The sequence below is a fragment of the Duncaniella muris genome (assembly GCF_003024805.1).
In the GTDB taxonomy this organism is placed as follows: domain Bacteria; phylum Bacteroidota; class Bacteroidia; order Bacteroidales; family Muribaculaceae; genus Duncaniella; species Duncaniella muris.
This window is the reverse complement of sequence record NZ_PUEC01000012.1, coordinates 26661-46106: the sequence shown is the minus strand read 5'-3', so window position 1 is coordinate 46106 and position 19446 is coordinate 26661. Positions and strand designations below refer to the sequence as shown.

General features: G+C 54.0%; 13 protein-coding genes. 7 read left to right on the top strand and 6 right to left on the bottom strand.

The genetic code is table 11. From position 1 onward, the window contains the following. Positions 1-24 precede the first annotated feature (24 nt). The 3 genes from C5O23_RS06425 to C5O23_RS14285 form a co-directional block, all read right to left on the bottom strand. The gene (locus C5O23_RS06425; protein WP_107032130.1) at positions 25-987 is read right to left on the bottom strand and encodes a pectinesterase family protein; all 963 of its coding nucleotides are present in this window, start codon (positions 985-987) and stop codon (positions 25-27) included. Between the two features lie 69 nt (positions 988-1056). Further along, a complete protein-coding gene (locus C5O23_RS06420; RefSeq protein ID WP_107032129.1) occupies positions 1057-2748 on the bottom strand; it encodes a glycoside hydrolase family 43 protein in 1692 nt (563 codons plus the stop codon). A gap of 315 nt (positions 2749-3063) precedes the next feature. Beyond that, the gene (locus C5O23_RS14285; protein ID WP_161553564.1) at positions 3064-3237 is read right to left on the bottom strand and encodes a hypothetical protein; all 174 of its coding nucleotides are present in this window, start codon (positions 3235-3237) and stop codon (positions 3064-3066) included. 663 nt (positions 3238-3900) lie between these two features. Between C5O23_RS14285 and C5O23_RS06415 the strand changes: the two genes are divergently transcribed. The 7 genes from C5O23_RS06415 to C5O23_RS06385 all read left to right on the top strand — a co-directional run bounded on the left by C5O23_RS06415 (position 3901) and on the right by C5O23_RS06385 (position 14704). Further along, on the top strand, positions 3901-7242 hold the full coding sequence (locus C5O23_RS06415; protein ID WP_107032128.1) for a SusC/RagA family TonB-linked outer membrane protein: 3342 nt from the start codon (positions 3901-3903) through the stop codon (positions 7240-7242). A gap of 33 nt (positions 7243-7275) precedes the next feature. Continuing rightward, positions 7276-9357 carry a RagB/SusD family nutrient uptake outer membrane protein gene (locus C5O23_RS06410; protein WP_107032127.1) on the top strand — a complete coding sequence of 694 codons (2082 nt, stop codon included), beginning with the start codon at positions 7276-7278 and terminating at the stop codon, positions 9355-9357. 21 nt (positions 9358-9378) lie between these two features. Continuing rightward, positions 9379-11667, top strand: a complete 2289-nt coding sequence (locus C5O23_RS06405) for a fibronectin type III domain-containing protein (RefSeq protein WP_107032126.1) — start codon at positions 9379-9381, stop codon at positions 11665-11667. Positions 11668-11925: 258 nt separating this feature from the next. Then, on the top strand, positions 11926-12882 hold the full coding sequence (locus C5O23_RS06400) for an RnfABCDGE type electron transport complex subunit D (protein WP_107032125.1): 957 nt from the start codon (positions 11926-11928) through the stop codon (positions 12880-12882). Further along, complete coding sequence (locus tag C5O23_RS06395) at positions 12879-13457, top strand: RnfABCDGE type electron transport complex subunit G (RefSeq protein WP_107032124.1); 579 nt, start codon at positions 12879-12881, stop codon at positions 13455-13457. The genes C5O23_RS06400 and C5O23_RS06395 overlap by 4 nt, the downstream gene beginning before the upstream one ends. 15 nt (positions 13458-13472) lie before the next feature. Then, positions 13473-14066 (top strand): electron transport complex subunit RsxE, encoded by a 594-nt coding sequence (gene rsxE, locus C5O23_RS06390; RefSeq protein ID WP_107032123.1) that lies wholly within the window; start codon positions 13473-13475, stop codon positions 14064-14066. 56 nt (positions 14067-14122) lie between these two features. Then, on the top strand, positions 14123-14704 hold the full coding sequence (locus C5O23_RS06385) for an electron transport complex protein RnfA (protein WP_107032122.1): 582 nt from the start codon (positions 14123-14125) through the stop codon (positions 14702-14704). A gap of 156 nt (positions 14705-14860) precedes the next feature. On the opposite strand, the gene C5O23_RS06380 is transcribed toward C5O23_RS06385, so the two are convergent. The 3 genes from C5O23_RS06380 to C5O23_RS06370 form a co-directional block, all read right to left on the bottom strand. Next, on the bottom strand, positions 14861-16147 hold the full coding sequence (locus C5O23_RS06380; RefSeq protein WP_304511064.1) for an MFS transporter: 1287 nt from the start codon (positions 16145-16147) through the stop codon (positions 14861-14863). A gap of 19 nt (positions 16148-16166) precedes the next feature. After that, positions 16167-17669, bottom strand: coding sequence for a glycoside hydrolase family 28 protein (locus C5O23_RS06375; RefSeq protein WP_107032121.1), 1503 nt, complete (start codon positions 17667-17669; stop codon positions 16167-16169). 255 nt (positions 17670-17924) lie between these two features. Further along, positions 17925-19424, bottom strand: coding sequence for a pectinesterase family protein (locus C5O23_RS06370; protein WP_107032120.1), 1500 nt, complete (start codon positions 19422-19424; stop codon positions 17925-17927). Between the last annotated feature and the right edge of the window lie 22 nt (positions 19425-19446).

Below are 19446 nucleotides of genomic sequence, written 5' to 3'. Positions count from 1 at the left end.
TTACGCTTGGTTTTAAACAACCTTTTATTCGGCGGGATTCCATCCGGTGGTGACGGCGAAAACCTTGGCGATGTCGAGACAGTCAGCGGCTTCGGTGTCAGAGACTTTCATGGCCCAGCTGACACGGCCTTCCTGGGAGGCGCCGGCTCCGCGCGAGCCGTATTCGCCGTAGCGGGCTGTGCGTTCGTTGTCGGTGTTGTTCCAGTTGTGCCATCCGGCGGGACGGATGTGTGAACCCATCTCGCAGTTGATGAATACGGTGTGGGCATAGGGGCGCCAGGGGCGTCCGAGATACACTTTGGTAACTTCAGGCAGTGCGCGCAGGGTGCAGGAGTCGAAGATGTAGCCGTATTTTACGTCTTCCGGAGTCGATGCGGCGGTGATGTATGAATCGCGTTTGGAGAGGATGTCGCATTTTCTGAAATAGGCTGTGGCCGGGCCGAAGATGAAGTCGGTGGTGCCTTCGATGTAGCAGCTGTCAAAGTAGAGGCGGCTGTTTTTGCCTCCGGTGAAGATTGTGTCCTGATTTCCGAGGAAACGGCAGTTGATGAAGCGCAGGCGGTCACCTTCGGTGTGGAGCGCCACGGCCTGTCCGAGCTGAGGGGCGTTGTTTTCGATGGTGAGGTTGCGGAAGGTGGCGTCACAGGCTTCTACCTTTACGGTGTAGGTGCGGAAGGTGCCCATGTTGTCGATGTTGGCGTGATGGTCGAAGGTGATTATGGTCGAGTCGGCGTTCTGGCCTTCGAATGTCACGTTTTTGAGCCATGAGGGAATGACGACCTTTTCTTTGTAGACTCCGTTGGCTATGTGGACTGTGACGTTGTAGTCCATATAGGCACGGATGCCGTCAAGAGCTTCGGTGACGGTGGTGTAGTCGGCTGATCCGTCGGGGTTGACGTAGATGTCGTGTTTCCATTCGGCGGCTGATGCCTTGAGCCCTGTCAGGGCGCAGACCATCAGAAGCAGGGAGGCAAGACGATATTTCATTTCTAAGGTATGATTATATTGTGTGGACTGAGGCGAGGAGAGAGGTGTGGGGCATGAAGGTGGAGTTCGTTATTTAGTGATGCGGAACCAGTCGATGTCAAGCCAGCCGCTGTCGTTGCTGACCCAGTCGCGGGTGCAGAAGAGGCCGAGTTTGGCGCCGATCCAGTGGCCTTCGCGCACGTTGAAGGGGCGGCCGAACTTGGTGAACTTCTTGCCGTCGAGGCTGTAATAGAATGTGGCTTCGGTCTTGTAGTCTGATTTCTGCATGGGTTTCTTGGGGCCTACCATGCGGATCTGGACGCGGAGATAGATTTCTTTTTCGGGGTCGATCTTGACAGAGGCTACTTCAGTTTCGTCGGCACCCTTGCTTGCTTTGACGCAGTCAGCTTCGGTGAGATAGACTCCGTCTTCGCGGCTCACGAGCGAGAGGGCTGCGAAGTCATAGCCGGTGACGATGAGGCCGGCGCGTTCGCCTGCCATGATCTTGCCGTTTTTCTTGCGGGGGAAGAATTTGACTTTGGCTGTGGCCGTGAAGTTCTGGGCCGGGAATTTCTGGAGCAGGAGGTTGGAGGCGTCATAGAGGGTCTTTGCGCCTTCGTTGTGCTGCGAGAAGAGGCGGAGTGTCGAGGCGTTGGCGTCGGTGTAGTACCAGAGTGCGTTGGGGTTGCCTTTCCACTGCCACTGCTTGCCGAGTTCGATGGTGTCGAATTCATCGCTCTCGGCCGGGTTGACGGCAGCGTAGGTTTTGCCTACGTTGGGTTTGCGGTATTTTCTGACGGGTTCGCCGCGGCCGTCGCCGTCGGGGTCAACACCGATCACCGGCCATCCGTCCTGACGCCATTCCATAGGCTGGAGGTGTACCACTCGGCCGTAGGGGCCTTTGTCCTGGAAGTGGAGGAACCAGTATTCTTTTCCGTCGGGGGTGTCGACCCATCCGCCCTGGTGGGGGCCGTTGATGTCGGTAGAGCCCTGTTCCATTACGTTGCGGGTTTCATAGGGACCCCAGATGTTTTTCGAGCGGAGCACTTCCTGCCAGCCTGTGGCTACGCCTCCGGCGGGTGAGAAGATGTAGTACCATCCGTCGCGCTTGTAGAGTTTTGCGCCTTCGATGGTTTCGTTTTCGAGGTGTCCGTCATAGATTACTTTGTCCTGGCCGATGGCCTTGGTTCCGTCAGGGGTCATCTCGATCATGCCGAGGATGCTCTTGACTCCGGCGCGGCTGCCGGCATAGCCGTGGCCTATGTAGGCGCGTCCGTCTTCGTCCCAGATGGGGCAGGGGTCAATGACTCCTTTGGCTTTGTAGACGTGGACGAGCGGTTCCCAGGGTCCTGCGGGGTTCTTTGCCTTGGTCATGAAGATGCCCAGATCGGGATCACCATAATATATATAGAATTCGCCGTTGTGGTAGCGGATGGCGGGAGCCCATACGGCGTTGCCGTGGCTGGGGTCTTTGGCAGACTGAGCGTATTCGGGCATTTCGGTGATTGCGTGGCCTATAAGAGTCCAGTTGACCAGATCTTTTGAGTGGAGAATCGGAAGGCCGGGAATGTCGCAGAAGCTTGATGCTGTCATGTAGAAGTCATCGCCGACGCGCACTACGTCAGGGTCGGAATAGTCGGCGTCGATAACCGGATTTATATACTGTCCGTTGCCGAGATCCGGCGACCAGACTTTAGATACATAGGGCTTTCCATCTGCCCACGCACCGATAGTAGCTGCGGCTGCGAGGCCCAGCAGACTGATTCGTTTGCTTAGATTCATATAGGTCAATAAGGTAAAGATAGTATTGATTTCAGGTATGTGATGCTGCTGATTGCAGCGTATTTAAAGGCCAAAGGTAATAATTTCCACCCGATATTCAACAAACTTTTAAAATAATTAACGTAAGTGGGAGCCGGGAGAGGTGGGGGCTGTGGCTGATTGGGAGGACTGGGAGAGTTGGGTGGATTGGGAGAGTTGGGGTAATTAGGCCAATGAGATCAAACCTCCAGTAGAATCAAAAAAAGCTTCTTGGCCTTTTGAGCGGTCGGGAAGCCTGTCATAAGCGGGAGATCTTTTCAGATCTTGTCGGCGGGGTTAACGCCAGCGCGGGTCGCCGATGTTCTTCTCTGTGAGAATTGAGGGAAGAGTCTTGTAGCGGAGGGCGTTGAAGATGTCAGCGGGAGCTTCGTGGTCGCGATGGTTGGGAACAGATGAGTTATACTGAGTATAAGGAGCATTGGGGCTATTGAAAAGATCTGTTGCCTTCATAATATTGCCATTGTCATCTTTCAGAACTTTGACTTTCAGATCGTCTTTTGTTCCAAGATTGCCATTCTCGAATTTACTTGCGCCAAAAGAATTTTTTCCGATATGAAAGTATATGTCGCTGAAACTCTATCTATCTATCCACATGATGATACAAATGCCGTTGCGCGCCTCCGGCAAGTCCGCGCCCAATCCTTTTACACCTTATATTATATAGAGAGAATCGAGATTCATAAATCATGTTAAACATCGCTCAGACCCTTGCAGACACCCCTAAAAACCACTATCTTTACACTACGAAACACACCTCCATCTATCTCCTGCTTCCACTGTCCCCCTCTTATACGAGACTCCCTGATTTACCACGCATTGGATTATTGAAATCTTAAAAGCACGCCAATTTTTTGCACTTTCCGATTATTTTCATAATTTTGTGGCTGATTCGGCCCGACCAGCTTGGATCGGCCCAACCTTGTTTTATACCATCAGTTTAATAGTTAACCTGTTATACCAATCATTTGACAAAAATTAGTACTTTCTATATCGAAAAAAACTTGCATGAACGAAATCTTATTTATTATTATTTAACACCAAAACATGAAAGACTTAATCCAAGGTCGTAGTCTCCGGCTGCGGCAATTTTCCTTTGCGACACATTGGAAAACCATGCTTCTCCTGTTGGTGCTCTGCGTAGGCTTCAATGCCAACGCACAGAATATCACCGTATCCGGTACGGTGGTCGACGGCACCGAAGAACCCATGATTGGAGCTACCGTTACGGTGGAAGGCACCAAAAATGCCGTTGCCACTGACATCGACGGTAACTTTACCCTCAAAAATGTTGCCAAGAATGCCACCCTCGTAGTGTCATACATTGGTTATAAGACAGAAAAAGTGGCTGTCAACGGCCAGACCCACATCAACATCACACTTTCGGAAGACTCCGAGGCTCTTGAAGAAGTCGTAGTTATCGGTTATGGCGGCACCCGTGCCCGCCGCGACCTCACCGGTTCTGTAGGCTCGGTTTCAGGCGCCAAACTCGCCGCAGTTCCCGTGACCTCGGCCGCCGTAGCCCTCCAGGGTAAGGTAGCCGGCGTGCAGGTTACCACAGTCGACGGTCAGCCCGGTGCCGACATCAACATCCGTGTGCGTGGTGCGACATCCGTTACCCAGTCAAACGACCCTCTCTACCTCGTCGACGGTTTCCAGGTTGACAACATCAACGACATCCCGCCGAGCGACATCCAGAGCATCGACATCCTCAAGGATGCCTCACTGACAGCAATCTACGGTGCCAAGGGTGGTAACGGTGTTGTTATCGTGACCACCAAGTCAGCCCAGGAAGGCAAGACCCAGGTTTCGTTCAACGCCCAGGGTTCTGTCAGCCACATCTCCAAGAAGCTCGATCTTATGAATGCTTATGATTTCGTTGACTACCAGTGGGACTTCGCCACAGGCCGTTCGAAATCGTCAAGCTCTGCAAAACTTTTCCGTTACAACTTCGGTAACATCCGTGACCTTGACCTCTATCGCAGCGCTCCGACCCATGACTGGCAGGATGAAGTGATGGGCAACGATCCCTTCTCATACTCTACCAACGTATCGATCGGCGGCGGTAATGACAAGACCCGCTACAACATCTCTCTTACCCAGTCAGATGACCGCGGTATCATCATGGGTTCAGGTGTTCGCCGTACCAATATCCACACCAAGCTGCAGACCAAGATTCTCCCGAATCTTACCCTCCAGTTCAACCCCAAAGTATCTTATCGCCGCGACGAAGGTGCCGGCGGTGACAACGTGGGCACCGGCGGTATCATCGACGTGCTCCGCTACCGTCCCACCAACGGTATCCGCGAACTCGGTGACATCTTCTGGACTCCCGGCGCAGCCGACCCCGACCAGGAAGCCTTGTTCGAGTACACCAACCCTGTCAACGACATCAAGACCAACGTAAGAAAGAAACACGCTTACACCATCGCCAACCAGGCCGCTCTCGAATACAAGCCCATCAACGGTCTTACCCTCCGCACCGAAGGCAACTTCACCTTCGCATTCAGCGATGACAACCGCTTCTGGGGTCCGCTGACCGATACCGGCAAGAAGAACCAGACCCTTCCCGTGGCTCAGGTAGAAAAGAAGCAGACCAACCAGTACACCTGGACTACAACTGCCTCTTATGACTGGACCATCAAGGAAAAGAACAACTTCTACGCCCTCGTAGGTTTCGAACTCTATCACAAGCAGGCCAAGTCGTCAAATCAGAAAAACCGTTACTTCCCGCGCGAAATCACAGCCGACAAGGCCTGGGACAACATGGGTCTCGGCAAAGCCTGGACTTCGACAACCGAACTCGGTACCGCTGACCGCACCACTTCTTACTTCGGACAGCTCAGCTACAACTACGATCACAAGTATCTCCTTTCGGCTACTTTCCGTGCCGACGGTTCTACAATGTTCGCCCCCGGCCACCAGTGGGGTTATTTCCCATCCGTATCCGGTGCATGGGTTATCTCAAGCGAGGAATTCATGAAAGACCTCACCTGGCTCAACGAACTCAAGTTCCGCGTGGCCATCGGTAAGGCCGGTAACAACCGAATCAAAGCCGACATGTGGCGCTATATCTACAGCACCAACTCATCAGGCGGCCCCAACTTCGGCGAATCGACCCTCAACCCCGACGGCGAGATCTACTATGATACATCAAACTACCTCCCCAACCCCGACATCAAGTGGGAGACTACCCTGACCCGCAACTTCGCCTTTGACATCGCTCTGTTCAACAACCGCCTGCGCATCACCCCCGAATACTATTGGAACACCACTTCCGACCTTATCTATGAGGCCGACGTGCTGACCACCCTCGGCTACGGCAAGCAGTATCAGAACATCGGTCAGGTGACCAACCGCGGTTTCGAGCTCTCGATCAGCGGCGACATTCTCCGCGGCAAGGACTATGTGCTCTCTGCCAACTTCAACCTCGGCGCCAATAAGATGAAAGTCGACAAACTCACCGGCGACGAAGATTATCTCGACCTCCGCCACGGCCGCGCCCACACTGACGCCGGCAACAACTACCGTCTTAAAGTCGGCGGCGAAGTAGGTCTCATCTACGGTTACGTCTATGACGGTCTCTATGGCTTCGATGAATTTACCTACAATTCCGCAAAGCAGGCATATGATCCCATTCCCCAGGTGTTTGACGAAAACGGCAAGCTCGTTTCCGGTACAGTGCTCATGGACGGCATGTACAACTCAAACGACCAGGGTGCGCAGACCCAGCCCGGCAAGCCCAAGTTCAAAGACCTCAACGGCGACGGCATCATCGACCAGAACGATAAGAAGGTCATCGGTCGCACCACTCCCAAACTCCAGGGCGGTTTCGGTCTGAACGGTCAGTGGAAGAACTTCGACTTCACTGCCAACTTCACCTTCTTCCTTGACTTCGACGTCTACAACGCCACCGCTTACCGTCTCTCTTCTTCAATGAACAACAAGAACAACTTCTACAACGTCCTCAGCAAGTTCAACAAAGACAACCGCTGGACTTACACCGACACTGACTGGCGCTGGGAACACATGCTCGGCAACGCTCAGACCGAATGGGACAACTTCGAAGGTTCCGGCGTTCCTATGGTCAACCCCGACGGATCTGAACGTAAGAAACTCTGGGGCTTCGAGAGATACCAGTATGTCAACGGCAACCGCACCGAGTGGAACCCTGCTGACGTTACCAAGGAATACACAATCTCACGCTTCGTTGAAGACGGCTCGTTCCTCCGCTGCAACGACATCACTGTCGGCTACAGCCTCCCGGCCAACATCATCTCGAAGGCCGGCATGTCGAAGTGTCGTTTCTACGCCTCTGTCACCAACCCCTTCATCATCACCAGCTACTCAGGCTATGATCCCGAAGTTGACGTGCAGAGCGGTCTGACCCCCTCTTACGACATGAACCGCTACCCGCGTTCACGCAGCTACGTATTCGGTCTCAATCTGACCTTCTAATAAAATCATAATACCAATTACGGAATATACACAATGAAATTTCGCAATATATTCATAGCAAGTCTCTCGGCTGTGGCCCTGGCATCATGCTCCGACTTTCTGGAAGTGGATGCTCCCTCAAAGAATGAAATGGGCTACGTCTTCTCTGACAAAACCGAGATGAACAATGCTCTCAACGGCATCTACAAAGCCATGTTGAGCGCCGACACCTATGGCGACAAGATCTACTCAACCTACGTCATGAATACTGACGTAGACTTCAAGACTAACTCAGGCCGCACACTGACCGGCTCCAACTGGAGCCGTTATGACGGCAATCCGATGGGCGGTAACATCGCTTCTACCTGGAAGCAGCAGTATGCCACCATCGAACTCACTAACCTCTTTGTGGAAGGTGCCGAATCTTCAGACCTCTACAAGATCGGTGAAGATGAATATGATGAAGACATCCTCCAGATGATCGGTGAGGCCAAGGTGGCCCGTGCCATCGTTTACCACGACCTTATCTGGATGTTCGGCGATGTGCCCTTCTCTTTCAACTCCACCCGCACCGCTGAAGATAAGATCTATCCCATCAAAGACCGTGCCGAGATTCTCGACGAACTTATCAAAGACCTGAAAGAAATTTCTGAAAACATGAAATTCGCCGATGAACTTCCTGACGGTGTTGAACGCATCTCAAAGGAAATGGCCTGGTCGATGATAGCCCGTATCGCCCAGACTGCCGCAGGCTACACTCTCCGCCCCGACGGCAACACCTACGGCAAGATGGAACGCATGAACGGCACCCGTTACACCGAATATTATGAAATCGCCAAGGAATATGCAGCCAAGGTGATTGATTCGCAGAAACACAAGCTTGCAAAGCCTTTCTATCAGGTGTTCCTCGACGAATGTAACTTCCTTCCCGCTTCAGGTGACGATGTTATCTGGGAGATCCCCTTCGCCAAGACTGCAAACGGCAAGGTTGGCTATTCTCACGGCGTTAAGCTCGATTCTTATCAGAGCGAGACTCCCCACCCCTACGGTGAAGCCAAATCTGATGTTCGCCTCAACGGTGTGTACCGCTACATGTTCAACGAAAACGACGTTCGTCGTGATTATGTCAATCAGCTCACCAAATATGACGCACCCGCTGGAGAAGCCATGTTTGACAACAACTACACTGTTTCAAACGGCAAATGGTCGAAACTTTGGGTGACCGGTGGCCTCGGTAATCAGACCACCGAAAACACCGGTATCAACTTCCCCTTCATGCGTTATACCGATGTTCTCCTTATGTATGCAGAAGCAGTCAACGAGACCGAGCACGGTGTCAGCGGCCCGAACGGAGCCAAGGCTATCGATGCCCTCGCTCAGGTACGTAAGCGCGCATTCCCCAACAATCCGGAACTTGTAGAGCCTTACATCGCAAGCCGTACTTCTGAAGAGGACTTCCGCAAGGCTGTGCTTGACGAACGTAAGTTTGAATTCGCAGGCGAGAACATGCGTTGGCGCGACCTTGTCCGTCACGATCTCCTGTCAGAGACTGTCTACTGGACTTTCTACCGCTACATCGCTCTTGCAGAAGCTTCTGAGTCCACATCTTCTTATCTCTCTGCCGTTGCAGCCTATGACTTTGACGGAAATGACGAAGCATATGAAAATGTGCCCTTCACTATCTACAATGTCCGTGACGTCGACAACATCATGACTGTAGATGGTATTGAGAAGCCCATCTATGAAAAGAGTGTCTTCCCCAACCAGGATGTCAAAGTCTGCCGCATCATCAACCCCTACCGACAGATGTCTTCGTCTGAAGTCAATAACCTCGGCTTGAACAACGTTCGCCAGGACATCATCGAATGGTCGAAAGAAGGTCAGATCCGCAACGAACTCCGCAACTCGCTCCGCGGCTACATCTACATGGTTGTGGAAGGTGGTGATGAAAACGGTGCCGACGGTGTGATCATGATCAACAACAACGGAACATGGAGCATGGACTCTCGTGACCTCGCTACATTCCCCAACCGCACAAACCTTCCGGTTATACGTTACATTCTTCCCATTCCTCAGTCTGTCATCGACCGTTCGCATGGCCGTTACGAAAACAAGTATGGTTACACGAATTCTTAACCTGAATAATTAAACAGAAAAATGAAAAAATTCATATATGCCCTTACACTGTGTATTGCCGCAGGCATGACATCATGTAAGGATGATGATTCGGTATATTCGCCGTCTGATCTTGACCGCATGCCCAGAACGATGTTCCGTAGTGAGAACACTACAAACGTCAAGCCTGAGAATGATGAATATTCATCAAAACTCATACCGGGCACCCGCAACTCTGTCCAGCTCCACTGGTATGGCATCAGCGGTGCGGCAGGCTATGAGATCCGCTATGCTGAAAACCTCACTACCGGTCTTATGGAAGACTGGAGCGATCCCACAAAAATTGTAGAGTCGTTTATCGTAGGTCCTGAACAGACCTCTTGTGAGATCCACAATCTTAACTACGGTACCAACTATCGTTTCATCATCCGAGTGCTTTCGCCCAAGGGCGAAGGCCACCACTCGGAGTGGTATGGTCTCGGCGGCGGCCGCGAATGGGAAGATTTTTGCGAAATCCCTACCGACAAATCCTATACCCGTCCTGCCATCTGCAGCCAGAAAGACAAGGACTACACTGCTGTGACCGTCCTCTACAAGCTTGCATATGATCCGAGTGACTATGACAGATCAGACCTTCTGGAAACTCTTGAAGACGGCACCCCTAACCCCGACTGCATCACAACCCGCTTCCCGGTTGATGCAAATAACAACTTCGTTGTTTCCTCAATCGTGGTCAAGCCCGCCCCCTTCAACCCCGAAGCTCAGATGCCTGACGGTTTCGTAAACGGTGTGCATGTCCTTACAGATGATGAAAAGAAAAATGGCGAAATCCGTCTGACCGGTCTGTCTGAAAACTCAGGCTACTACATCTATCTCCGCAACGATGACAAGATCATCTCTTATGAGAACATGTCAGGCCAGATGGTTACTTCTGATGTTGACGCCAACTTCAACCCGATGTTCGTCCGCACCAAAGGTGATCCCGCAGCTCCTATCCTTATCGAACCGATCGTTGACCCCAATGACACCATCCCTGGTGCTGTTGAATACAACGCTACCCGTATCGACACCATCATCACCAACTTCGTTAACTCCAACGAACTTGCTGAAGGCCAGGTGTTCTACCTCCGTGGCGGTCACAACTACTACACTTCTGGCAACCCGCTCGTCCAGAAAGGCTTCACCCTCGCAACTCATCCCGATGACCTCGCCGAAGGCAAGCGCGCCGTGGTTTATCTCGGCGGTATCGCTCTCAAGGGCGGCAACCCCGTGACCGGCAACTGGGTGCTCGGCAAGAACAAGGAGGCAGGTGACGTTGACGCTCCTATCGAAATCAGCGATGTTATCTTCGAAGGTATCGATTTCCAGTGTCCGCTCGCCCGCAACTTCGGTGACGGCAGCGCTACCGGCAACTACTTCGCCAACATGTACTCAGGCGGTCTCGCAGTGACCTTCGAGTCATTCCAGCTCAAGAACTGTACATTCCAGGGCTTCACCCGTGGCTTCTTCCGCGTTCAGGGCCCCCGCTACAAGTTCTTCAAGAAGATTCTCATTGAAGACTGTCTCTTCTACAATCAGGGTTATTACGACAACAACGGCCGTGGCTACTCCTGGTTTGCAGGTGACGGTAAACATGTGAAGTCAAACCTCTACAATGACTTCCAGATGCGTCGTTGCACATTCTACGATTCGCCCCGTCACGCCCTCCTCTCTGACAACAACAAAGACCTCCTCTGGGGCAGTGACATCCACTTCAACATCACAATTGAGAACTGTACCTTCATCAACTTCTCTACCCGTTCTTCAGGCCGTATGCTTTTCGAGTTCCGCTATATGCCTAATGATTCGAGAATCGCATTCAAGAACAACCTCATTGTTCTTGCAGCCGATCCGAATGACAAGCGTGACCTCAACCAGTCGGCATGTGACTTCCGCAACGTTGCAGGCGAAGGCCGTGTTACCTGGGATATCAGCGGCAACTACTCTCTCGGCAGCCGTGACGCCCACATGAAAGATGACGGTATCTTCACTTCAGCGGCATTCTCTGCCAAGAAGAACTCCGTAGGTGACAAGTGGAACTGGACTCCCGGTCTCGTATCAGGAAATGCCAATGATCTCATTGTCAAGACCGGCTCAACTCCTCTCCGCGCCGATGAATTCTTCCAGAACCCGAACCCGAAGCACACCACCTTCGACAAGGCCAAACCTCATAAGGAAGACCACGCTGCTCCTGACAACATCTTTGAAGCACTCAAAGTCCGCAGCTCTGATCCCAAAGTGCAGGCTTCTGAAATCTATCAGAACCGCGTCGGCGACCCCCGTTGGTATTAATCCCGCTGACAAGATCTGAAAAGATCCCCCTTATAGCAAGCTTCCCGACCCCTCAAAAGGCCGGGAAGCTTTTTTTGATTCTACTGGAGGTTTGATCTCATTGGTCTAATTCCCCCACCTCTCCCAAAGCTCCCAACTCTCCCAATTCTCCCAACTCTCCCAATTCTCCCAACCTTCCCGCTGCTTAAAAATTTTTCATTTTGCTCATTAACTGAAAAATTATTAATTTTGCACCACTAATACCAATTACAAAACTTAATGAGCCAACTAATCACCATTTCCCCGTCCCCTCATGCGCACACGCCGGTGACGGTGCGCAGGCTGATGCTTAACGTCATCGTAGCCCTGCTGCCGGCCGTAGCCCTCGCTCTCTATTGTTTCGGTCTTGGAGCAGCAGTAGTGATAGCCACATCTATCGCAGGATGTGTCGTAGTCGAATATCTCATCTCGCGCTACATGCTTGGCGAGAAACCCTCTATCGGCAATCTTTCAGCCGTGCTCACAGGCCTTCTGCTCGCACTCAACCTCCCGTCTAACCTCCCGATCTGGACAGTGCTGATCGGCTGCGTGATCGCAATCGGCATCGGCAAGATGACCTTCGGCGGCCTCGGCTGCAACATCTTCAACCCCGCCCTCGTAGGCCGTGTGTTCCTCCTGCTCTCATTCCCAGTGCAGATGACCACCTGGCCGCTGCCTATGGAAAACCGCATGGCATATCTCGATGCAACAACTGGTGCAACAACCCTCGGCCAGCTCAAAATGGACCAGATCAGCGGCGCTGACGTCGATATCCTCACCCATGCCCTCGGATTCACCGGCGGCTCGATGGGCGAAATGGGTGCCATCGCACTCCTGATCGGATTTATATATCTTCTGTGCACACGCACCATCACCTGGCACATCCCCGTGTCGATCCTCGCCACCGTAGCCCTCTTCTCGCTCTGCATCGGAGTGAACCCCGGAGTCCAGCTCGTCACCGGCGGTCTGATGCTCGGTGCAATCTTCATGGCCACTGACTACGTAACCTCGCCGATGAGCCACTCAGGCATGATACTCTACGGAGTCATGATCGGCATCATCACCGTGGTAATCCGCCAGTGGGGCGCATATCCTGAAGGCGTATCATTCGCAATCCTTATCATGAACGGTCTCACCCCGCTCATCAACCGTTATCTCAAACCCCGCAAGTTCGGAGAAGGGAGGGTAGCAGCATGAAATCTACACTCGTAAACATGGTGCTCTCTCTGGGCGTCATCACGATAGTGGCCGCTGGCGCGCTTGCCGGAGTCTACACCGCCACCAAGCAGCCCATCGAAGAAGCAAAGACCGCAAAGCAGAAAGCCGCGATAGGCCAGGTGCTTCCTGAGATCAGCTTCAACAATAATCCCGCCGAGGAAGCCGCGGAAGTAACCGTAGACGGCGAGACCGTAACCGTGTTCCCCGCCCGTCAGGACGGCGAGCTCGTTGGCCTCGCGGTTGAAAGCCACGACACAAACGGCTTCTCAGGCCTCATCACAGTGATGTATGGCTTCAACCCCTCAGGTGACATCACCGGCTATGCCGTGATGCAGCATGCCGAGACCCCAGGCCTCGGATCGAAGATGGGAGAGTGGTTCTGCAACCCCGCCCACAGCATCATCGGTCTCAATGCCGCCACTTCGAACCTCACGGTCAGCAAAGACGGTGGCGATGTCGATGCCATCACCGCAGCCACCATCTCGTCACGCGCATTCCTGCGCGCGCTCACCCTTGCCGACAAAGCCTCAAAACAATTCGCTGACCGCCAATAAAACCGACTCCAAGCCATGAACGATAAACTTAAAATACTTTTCAACGGTATCATCGCCGAAAACCCCACCTTCGTGCTGATGCTTGGCATGTGTCCCACGCTTGGCACCACCGGCAGCGCCATCAACGGCATGAGCATGGGGCTCGCCACAATGGCAGTGCTCATCTGCTCCAACGTGGTAATCTCTCTGATCAAAAACTTCGTGCCCTCCAAGGTGCGAATCCCTGCCTACATCGTCGTGATCGCCGCCTTCGTGTCGGTGCTCCAGCTCGTGATGGAAGCCTACGTGCCCTCGCTCTACGCCACTCTCGGCATCTTCATCCCTCTGATCGTGGTTAACTGTATCGTGCTCGGCCGCGCCGAAGCCTTCGCCTCGCGCCACGGGGTGCTTGACAGCTGTCTCGACGGCATCGGCATCGGACTCGGATTCACTGTGGCTCTCACCATCCTCGGCGCCGTCCGCGAACTCCTCGGCACCGGCAAGGTGTTTGATCTCACCGTCTATCCCGAACAGTTCGGCTCGCTTGTCTTCGTGCTCGCCCCCGGCGCGTTCATCGCCCTCGGCCTGCTCATCGCTCTCTTTACCAAGCTCAGATCAGCCAAGTGTTAATCCACCTCCACACACTATCTCTACTCTCATCCACCTTATTTTAACAGAATAACGAAATGCTCGAATATATTTCCATCATAATAACGGCAATCTTTGTCAACAACATTGTCTTTGCCCAGTTCCTCGGCATCTGTCCGTTTATCGGAGTTTCGCGCAAACTGTCGAGCGCGGTAGGCATGGGTGCGGCGGTGACATTCGTGATGCTTCTCGCCACAGCCATCACCTGGGCACTTCAGGACCTCGTCCTCAACCCCTTCGGCCTTGGCTTCATGCAGACTATCGTCTTCATCCTCGTGATCGCAGCCCTCGTGCAGATGCTTGAGATCATCCTCAAGAAGATCGCTCCGGTGCTCTACAGCGCCCTCGGAGTCTTCCTGCCGCTCATCACCACCAACTGTGCCGTGCTCGGCGTGGCCATCACAGTGGTGCAGAAAGGCATGAATCTCGGCGAAAGCATCGTCTATGCCCTCGCAACCGCCGTAGGATTCACAATGGCTATAGCCATCTTCGCCGGCATCCGCGAACAGCTTGCCTGGACCTCTGTTCCCAAGGCAATGCGCGGAGTGCCCATCGCCATGATCTGCGCCGGCCTTCTGGCTATGGCTTTCATGGGCTTCTCTGGCATCAAGATCGGCTGATATCCCACTCCGGAATAGCTCCTGCATCCCCTTTGCAGGACCGCATAAAAACAGACATCCACCCCTGGAAACCGCTTTGTGCGGCAACAAGGGTGGATGTCTGTTTTGTATTGTCTCCGGCGCGGGGTGTCTGATACCCTCCGGCAACGTCTGCCGCTATTTCTTCACCCCGAATGAAGGGTCGATCCTGATAAGATATGTGACGCCGATAGTGGCCAGACAGCAGATCATAGTCCAGATGAAGAAGTTCTGGTAGCCAACTGCCTCCTGAATCCAACCGGCGGCCATGCCCGGAAGCATCATGCCGAGGGCCATGAATCCGGTGCAGATACTGTAGTGGGCCGTGCGGTGACGCCCTTCGGAGAAGTAGATCAGATAGAGCATATAGGCCGTGAAGCCGAAGCCGTAGCCGAACTGCTCGATGGAGACACAGATGTTGACAACCGCCAGCGGAGCGTCTGTGGCGAAACTGAGATACACGAATGTCAGGCAGGTGAGCGACATGCTCCATGCCATAGGGCGCAGCCAGAAGCCGAGTCCGCGGCGCGCGGCCACGATGCCGCCAACGATGCCGCCGAGTGTGAGCCCGATGATTCCCACAGTGCCGTAGACCACCCCGACCTGCGCGGTGCTCAGACCGAGCCCTCCGGCCTCCGCAGGGTCGAGGAGGAAGGGGTTGATGAGCTTGACCAGCTGGGCCTCAGGCAGGCGGTAGAGGAGCATGAAGATAATTGCCACCCCGACCTGCTTCTTTCTGAAGAATTCGGTGAAGACATCGACAAATTCACGCCACACATCAGAAGCCGAGCGCAGTTTTCCGGCCTTGCTTTCCACCTTGGGCATGGCCCATGAGTGGTAGAGGGCGAAACCGAGGAAGAGCAGCGACAGTATGGCGAAGACTATGGCCCATGAGAGCGGAATGTCACCGGTGGCGGTTTCAAGCGCTCCGGCTATGATGACGAGCAGCCCCTGGCCCACTACGGTGGCCACACGGTAGAACGTGGAGCGTATGCCCACGTAGAGCGACTGCTGGTGTTCGCTCAGAGCAAGCATATAGTAGCCGTCAGCAGCTATGTCGTGGGTGGCGGAGGTGAATCCTACCATCCAGAACACGGCCAGTGTCAGAGAGAACCACAGCGGAGTGGGAAGCGCGAAGGCTATGCCGGCAAAAGCGGCGGCTATGAGCCACTGCATGGTGAGAGTCCAGCGCCGTTTGGTGCTGATGATGTCAACAAAGGGACTCCAGAAGGGCTTGATGACCCACGGCAGGTAGAGCCATCCGGTATAGAGGGCTATGTCGGTGTTGGAAATGCCCAGACGTTTGTACATGATCACCGAAATAGTCATCACGGCAACGTAGGGGAGCCCTTGGGCAAAATAGAGAGTCGGAATCCACGTCCAGGGATTCCGACTCACGTTCGGTTGTTTCGGATTGCTTTTCAAAGTCGGGTAGTGCTTGTGGTCACTTTTTGATTTTTACATTCTTGACACCCTCGCCTTCGGTGATCTTGTCGCCGGCCACATCTACTGTGACATTGTCGAGCGTCAGGCCGTCCACGTGGTTGAGCAGGAAGCCTGCGTCGGCACGGAAACGGGAGTCGGTGATGACCACGTTTTTCATCGGCATCTCAGGCAGACCGTTGAAGAGCGCCGCGCGTTTGGCCGAGCGGCAGGTCACGTCTTTGATGTAGATGTTGCGGAACGAGGGGGTCTCTTCTGTCACCGGAGGAACAGGAGCGCCCGGCTTGATGCCGTAGTACATGTCGAAGATCAGAGCCTCGCCGGCAATGTCGGTCATCTTGATATTGTCCACATATATGTTTTCGACCACGCCGCCGCGACCGCGGGTAGATTTGAAACGCAGGCCCACGTCGGTGCCGATGAACACGCTGTTGCGGATCACAATGTCTTTGCAGCCGCCAGACATTTCAGAGCCGATCACGAAGCCGCCGTGGCCGTGATAGACAGTGCAGCCTTCTATCACTACGTCGCGGCAGGGAATGCCACGTTCGCGGCCGTCCTTGTCCTTGCCTGATTTGATGCAGATGGCGTCGTCGCCCACATCGAAGCGGCTGTTGATGACGAGCACCTTGTTGCACGACTCGATGTCGATGCCGTCACCGTTCTGCGCATACCAGGGGTTGCGGACGTTGATGTTGTCTACAATCAGATTCTCGCACAGGAGCGGGTGAAGGTTCCAGGCGGGAGAGTTTTCGAATGTGGCATCTTTGAGTAGCACATTCTTGCAGTCGATGAACGAGAGGAGCACCGGGCGGAGGAAGTCATGGGCATAGTCAACGGTTTCTTTGTCACCGTGGTGCACCTTGGCCTGGAGTGCCTTGTTTTCATAGACCTCGCGGATGCGTTCGTTGGGAAACCACACATCGCCCTTGGCGTTGACGCAGCCGCTCTTCAGGAGCGCTTTCCACTGGTTGTCAGTCATTTTGCCTCTCTTTACAGGGCGCCATTTCTGGCCGTTGCCGTTGAAAGTGCCGTCGCCGGTGATTGCGATGTCATGTTTGCCGCGGGCCGAGAGGGGAGATGTGGCGCGGTGAGTCGTGAGACCTTCCCAGTCAGAGGCTACTGCGGGATAGTCGGCGAGGTTTTCGCTGAAAAGCACCAGCGCGCCGCGTTCGAGATGAAGTTCGACGTTGTTTTCAAATGCAATCGGGCCGGTGTACCAGATTCCTTCCGGAACCACGAGGCGGCCGCCGCCCTTGGAGGCGAGGTGGGCCATTGCTTTGGCGAAGGCTTCGGTGTTGAGAGTGACACCATCGTTGACACCGCCGAAGTCAGTGATCTTGATCTCATAGGCCGGAATCACCGGGGCCGAGACCTGAGGCTGGTTGATGGGGAGATTCTTGTAGTAGGAACTGTAGTCAGTGGTCTGGGCGGTGGCGCTTGTCATCTGGGCGAGACCCACAAACAAGCCTACCGCGTAGGCTGAAAGACTTTTAAGTTTCATGATTTAGATGTGAAAAAATATGATTTGGTTGAAAAATTATATTGTTCGGTTAAAGAGATATCAAGGTATATGTATTCCCCGCTGTGAAAACACTGTGGTCAATACTCAAAAATCCACCGCCTGACGTTCAAGCGAATGATTTTAAACCACAAATATAGCCTTTTCGCCTGTAAGATCGAAATATTCAGAGTGATAAAATCTTAAAATTCATCGGATTCTTCATCTGAATTCTCTTTTGAGGTGTGATGCTGGATCTCACTTCTTCATGGGGTCCCATCCGCCGAGCACCCATGCGGGGTTGCGGTAGAGTTCTATAAGGGCCTTGTCTTTCACGGGGTCGAGCACACGCGAGCCGGGGGCGCGGCGCGAGGTGTCGGCTGGCTTGCCGTCTGAGAGGTTGACCGATCCGGCCTCCCAATAGCGCACGTAGGTGTTGCCATCTTTCTCAAGACCACTCCATCCCTCAGGACGGATGCCGTCGAGGCGGCAGTCGATGAGCACAAACTCGGCGTTGGGATAGGTGCCGTTGGTCCGGGCAAAGACCGCCTTGTCGCCCTTGCCTATCATCGTGCAGTCCACAAAGACGTCACCGTGGCAGGAAGATCCGTTGCGTATGTAGGCAAACGGGCCGGAGGTGACGATGGTGCAGTTCTTGAAGTATGCCGGACCACGGCCGAGCACGGTGTCGCCATGACCTTCGAGCCGGCAGTTTCTGAAGTATGCCGGGCCGTTGGACTGCAGCGCATCGCCGGAACCTCTGATGATCATGTCTTCGAGATATATGCGGTTGCCGTTGAGCAGGAGGCCTTCGGCCTGACCTGTGACAGTGGTGGCCACGGTGAAATTCCTGAGCGTGAGGTCTGAGCAGTGGTCTGCGGCAAATGCGGCGCGGCGTGAGGGGAAAGTGCCGAGCCACTCGTTGGTGCTGACATCAGCGGGGTGGGGATTGAACACCTCATTGTTGGGATAGTGGACATAGACCCCCTCGCGGCTCTCCCCTTCGATGGTGAGGTTGGTCTTGTTGCGGAAGTAGACCAGCTCCTCATAGTCTCCGTTCTTGATGAAAATCTTCCACGGTTCGGCGCTGAAGTCAGGCACATGGTCGAGGGCGCCCTGGAGGGTGAGGAAGTCGCCTGAACCGTCGCGGGCCACGGTCAGCTGCCGATGCTCCTGAGCGGGTGCTTCGGGCCGTGTCCTGAATTTCCAACCGTCTTTCTTGCTTATACCCTTGAACTTTCCTTTGGCAAGGGTGAAGGCTGATGCCGGGACGGTGACATAGTACTCGCGTCCGTATTCGAGCAGGTTGTGGTGAGGATATATCTCAGCGGTGTTGCCCGATAGCATCACGGGATAGAAGTGGAATCCGTCAGTGAATCCGCCTATTATTGTCAGCTGATAGCGCGAAGTGTCGCGTGCGGCAGTGCCCGATGGAGTGCCCGGCTCACAGGTGGCGTTGGTCAGGCGCGGAGTGTGATAGTTGTAAGGCTCAAGGGTGTATGGAGCTTTGGGGAGTTTGGTCTTTTCAGTCGGGCCGGCAGGTATCGAGAGGTCCAGCGAGTCTACCTGAGCGTCTGTCGCGGCATCAAAGATGCGTATCACCCCGGAGGTGCCGAGGGTCGGCGTAGAGGGGAAACAGATGGTGAGGCGTGTGTCTGGCGAGACCTCCGCTCCGGCGGCTGGCCATACTTCGGGCAAAGCAGCTGCTGCGACAGCGGCCGCCGCTCCGGCAAAAAGGCAAGTGACGATTCTTTTCATGGTCTGTTCTGTTAAGAGGTAA

Excerpts from the sequence above, each read along its gene's own strand:
- C5O23_RS06425 (WP_107032130.1), bottom strand. The coding sequence starts at position 987 with ATGAAATATCGTCTTGCCTCCCTGCTTCTGATGGTCTGCGCCCTGACA.
- C5O23_RS06420 (WP_107032129.1), bottom strand. The coding sequence starts at position 2,748 with ATGAATCTAAGCAAACGAATCAGTCTGCTGGGCCTCGCAGCCGCAGCT.
- C5O23_RS14285 (WP_161553564.1), bottom strand. The coding sequence starts at position 3,237 with ATGAAGGCAACAGATCTTTTCAATAGCCCCAATGCTCCTTATACTCAG.
- C5O23_RS06415 (WP_107032128.1), top strand. The coding sequence starts at position 3,901 with ATGCTTCTCCTGTTGGTGCTCTGCGTAGGCTTCAATGCCAACGCACAG.
- C5O23_RS06410 (WP_107032127.1), top strand. The coding sequence starts at position 7,276 with ATGAAATTTCGCAATATATTCATAGCAAGTCTCTCGGCTGTGGCCCTG.
- C5O23_RS06405 (WP_107032126.1), top strand. The coding sequence starts at position 9,379 with ATGAAAAAATTCATATATGCCCTTACACTGTGTATTGCCGCAGGCATG.
- C5O23_RS06400 (WP_107032125.1), top strand. The coding sequence starts at position 11,926 with ATGAGCCAACTAATCACCATTTCCCCGTCCCCTCATGCGCACACGCCG.
- C5O23_RS06395 (WP_107032124.1), top strand. The coding sequence starts at position 12,879 with ATGAAATCTACACTCGTAAACATGGTGCTCTCTCTGGGCGTCATCACG.
- rsxE (WP_107032123.1), top strand. The coding sequence starts at position 13,473 with ATGAACGATAAACTTAAAATACTTTTCAACGGTATCATCGCCGAAAAC.
- C5O23_RS06385 (WP_107032122.1), top strand. The coding sequence starts at position 14,123 with ATGCTCGAATATATTTCCATCATAATAACGGCAATCTTTGTCAACAAC.
- C5O23_RS06375 (WP_107032121.1), bottom strand. The coding sequence starts at position 17,669 with ATGAAACTTAAAAGTCTTTCAGCCTACGCGGTAGGCTTGTTTGTGGGT.
- C5O23_RS06370 (WP_107032120.1), bottom strand. The coding sequence starts at position 19,424 with ATGAAAAGAATCGTCACTTGCCTTTTTGCCGGAGCGGCGGCCGCTGTC.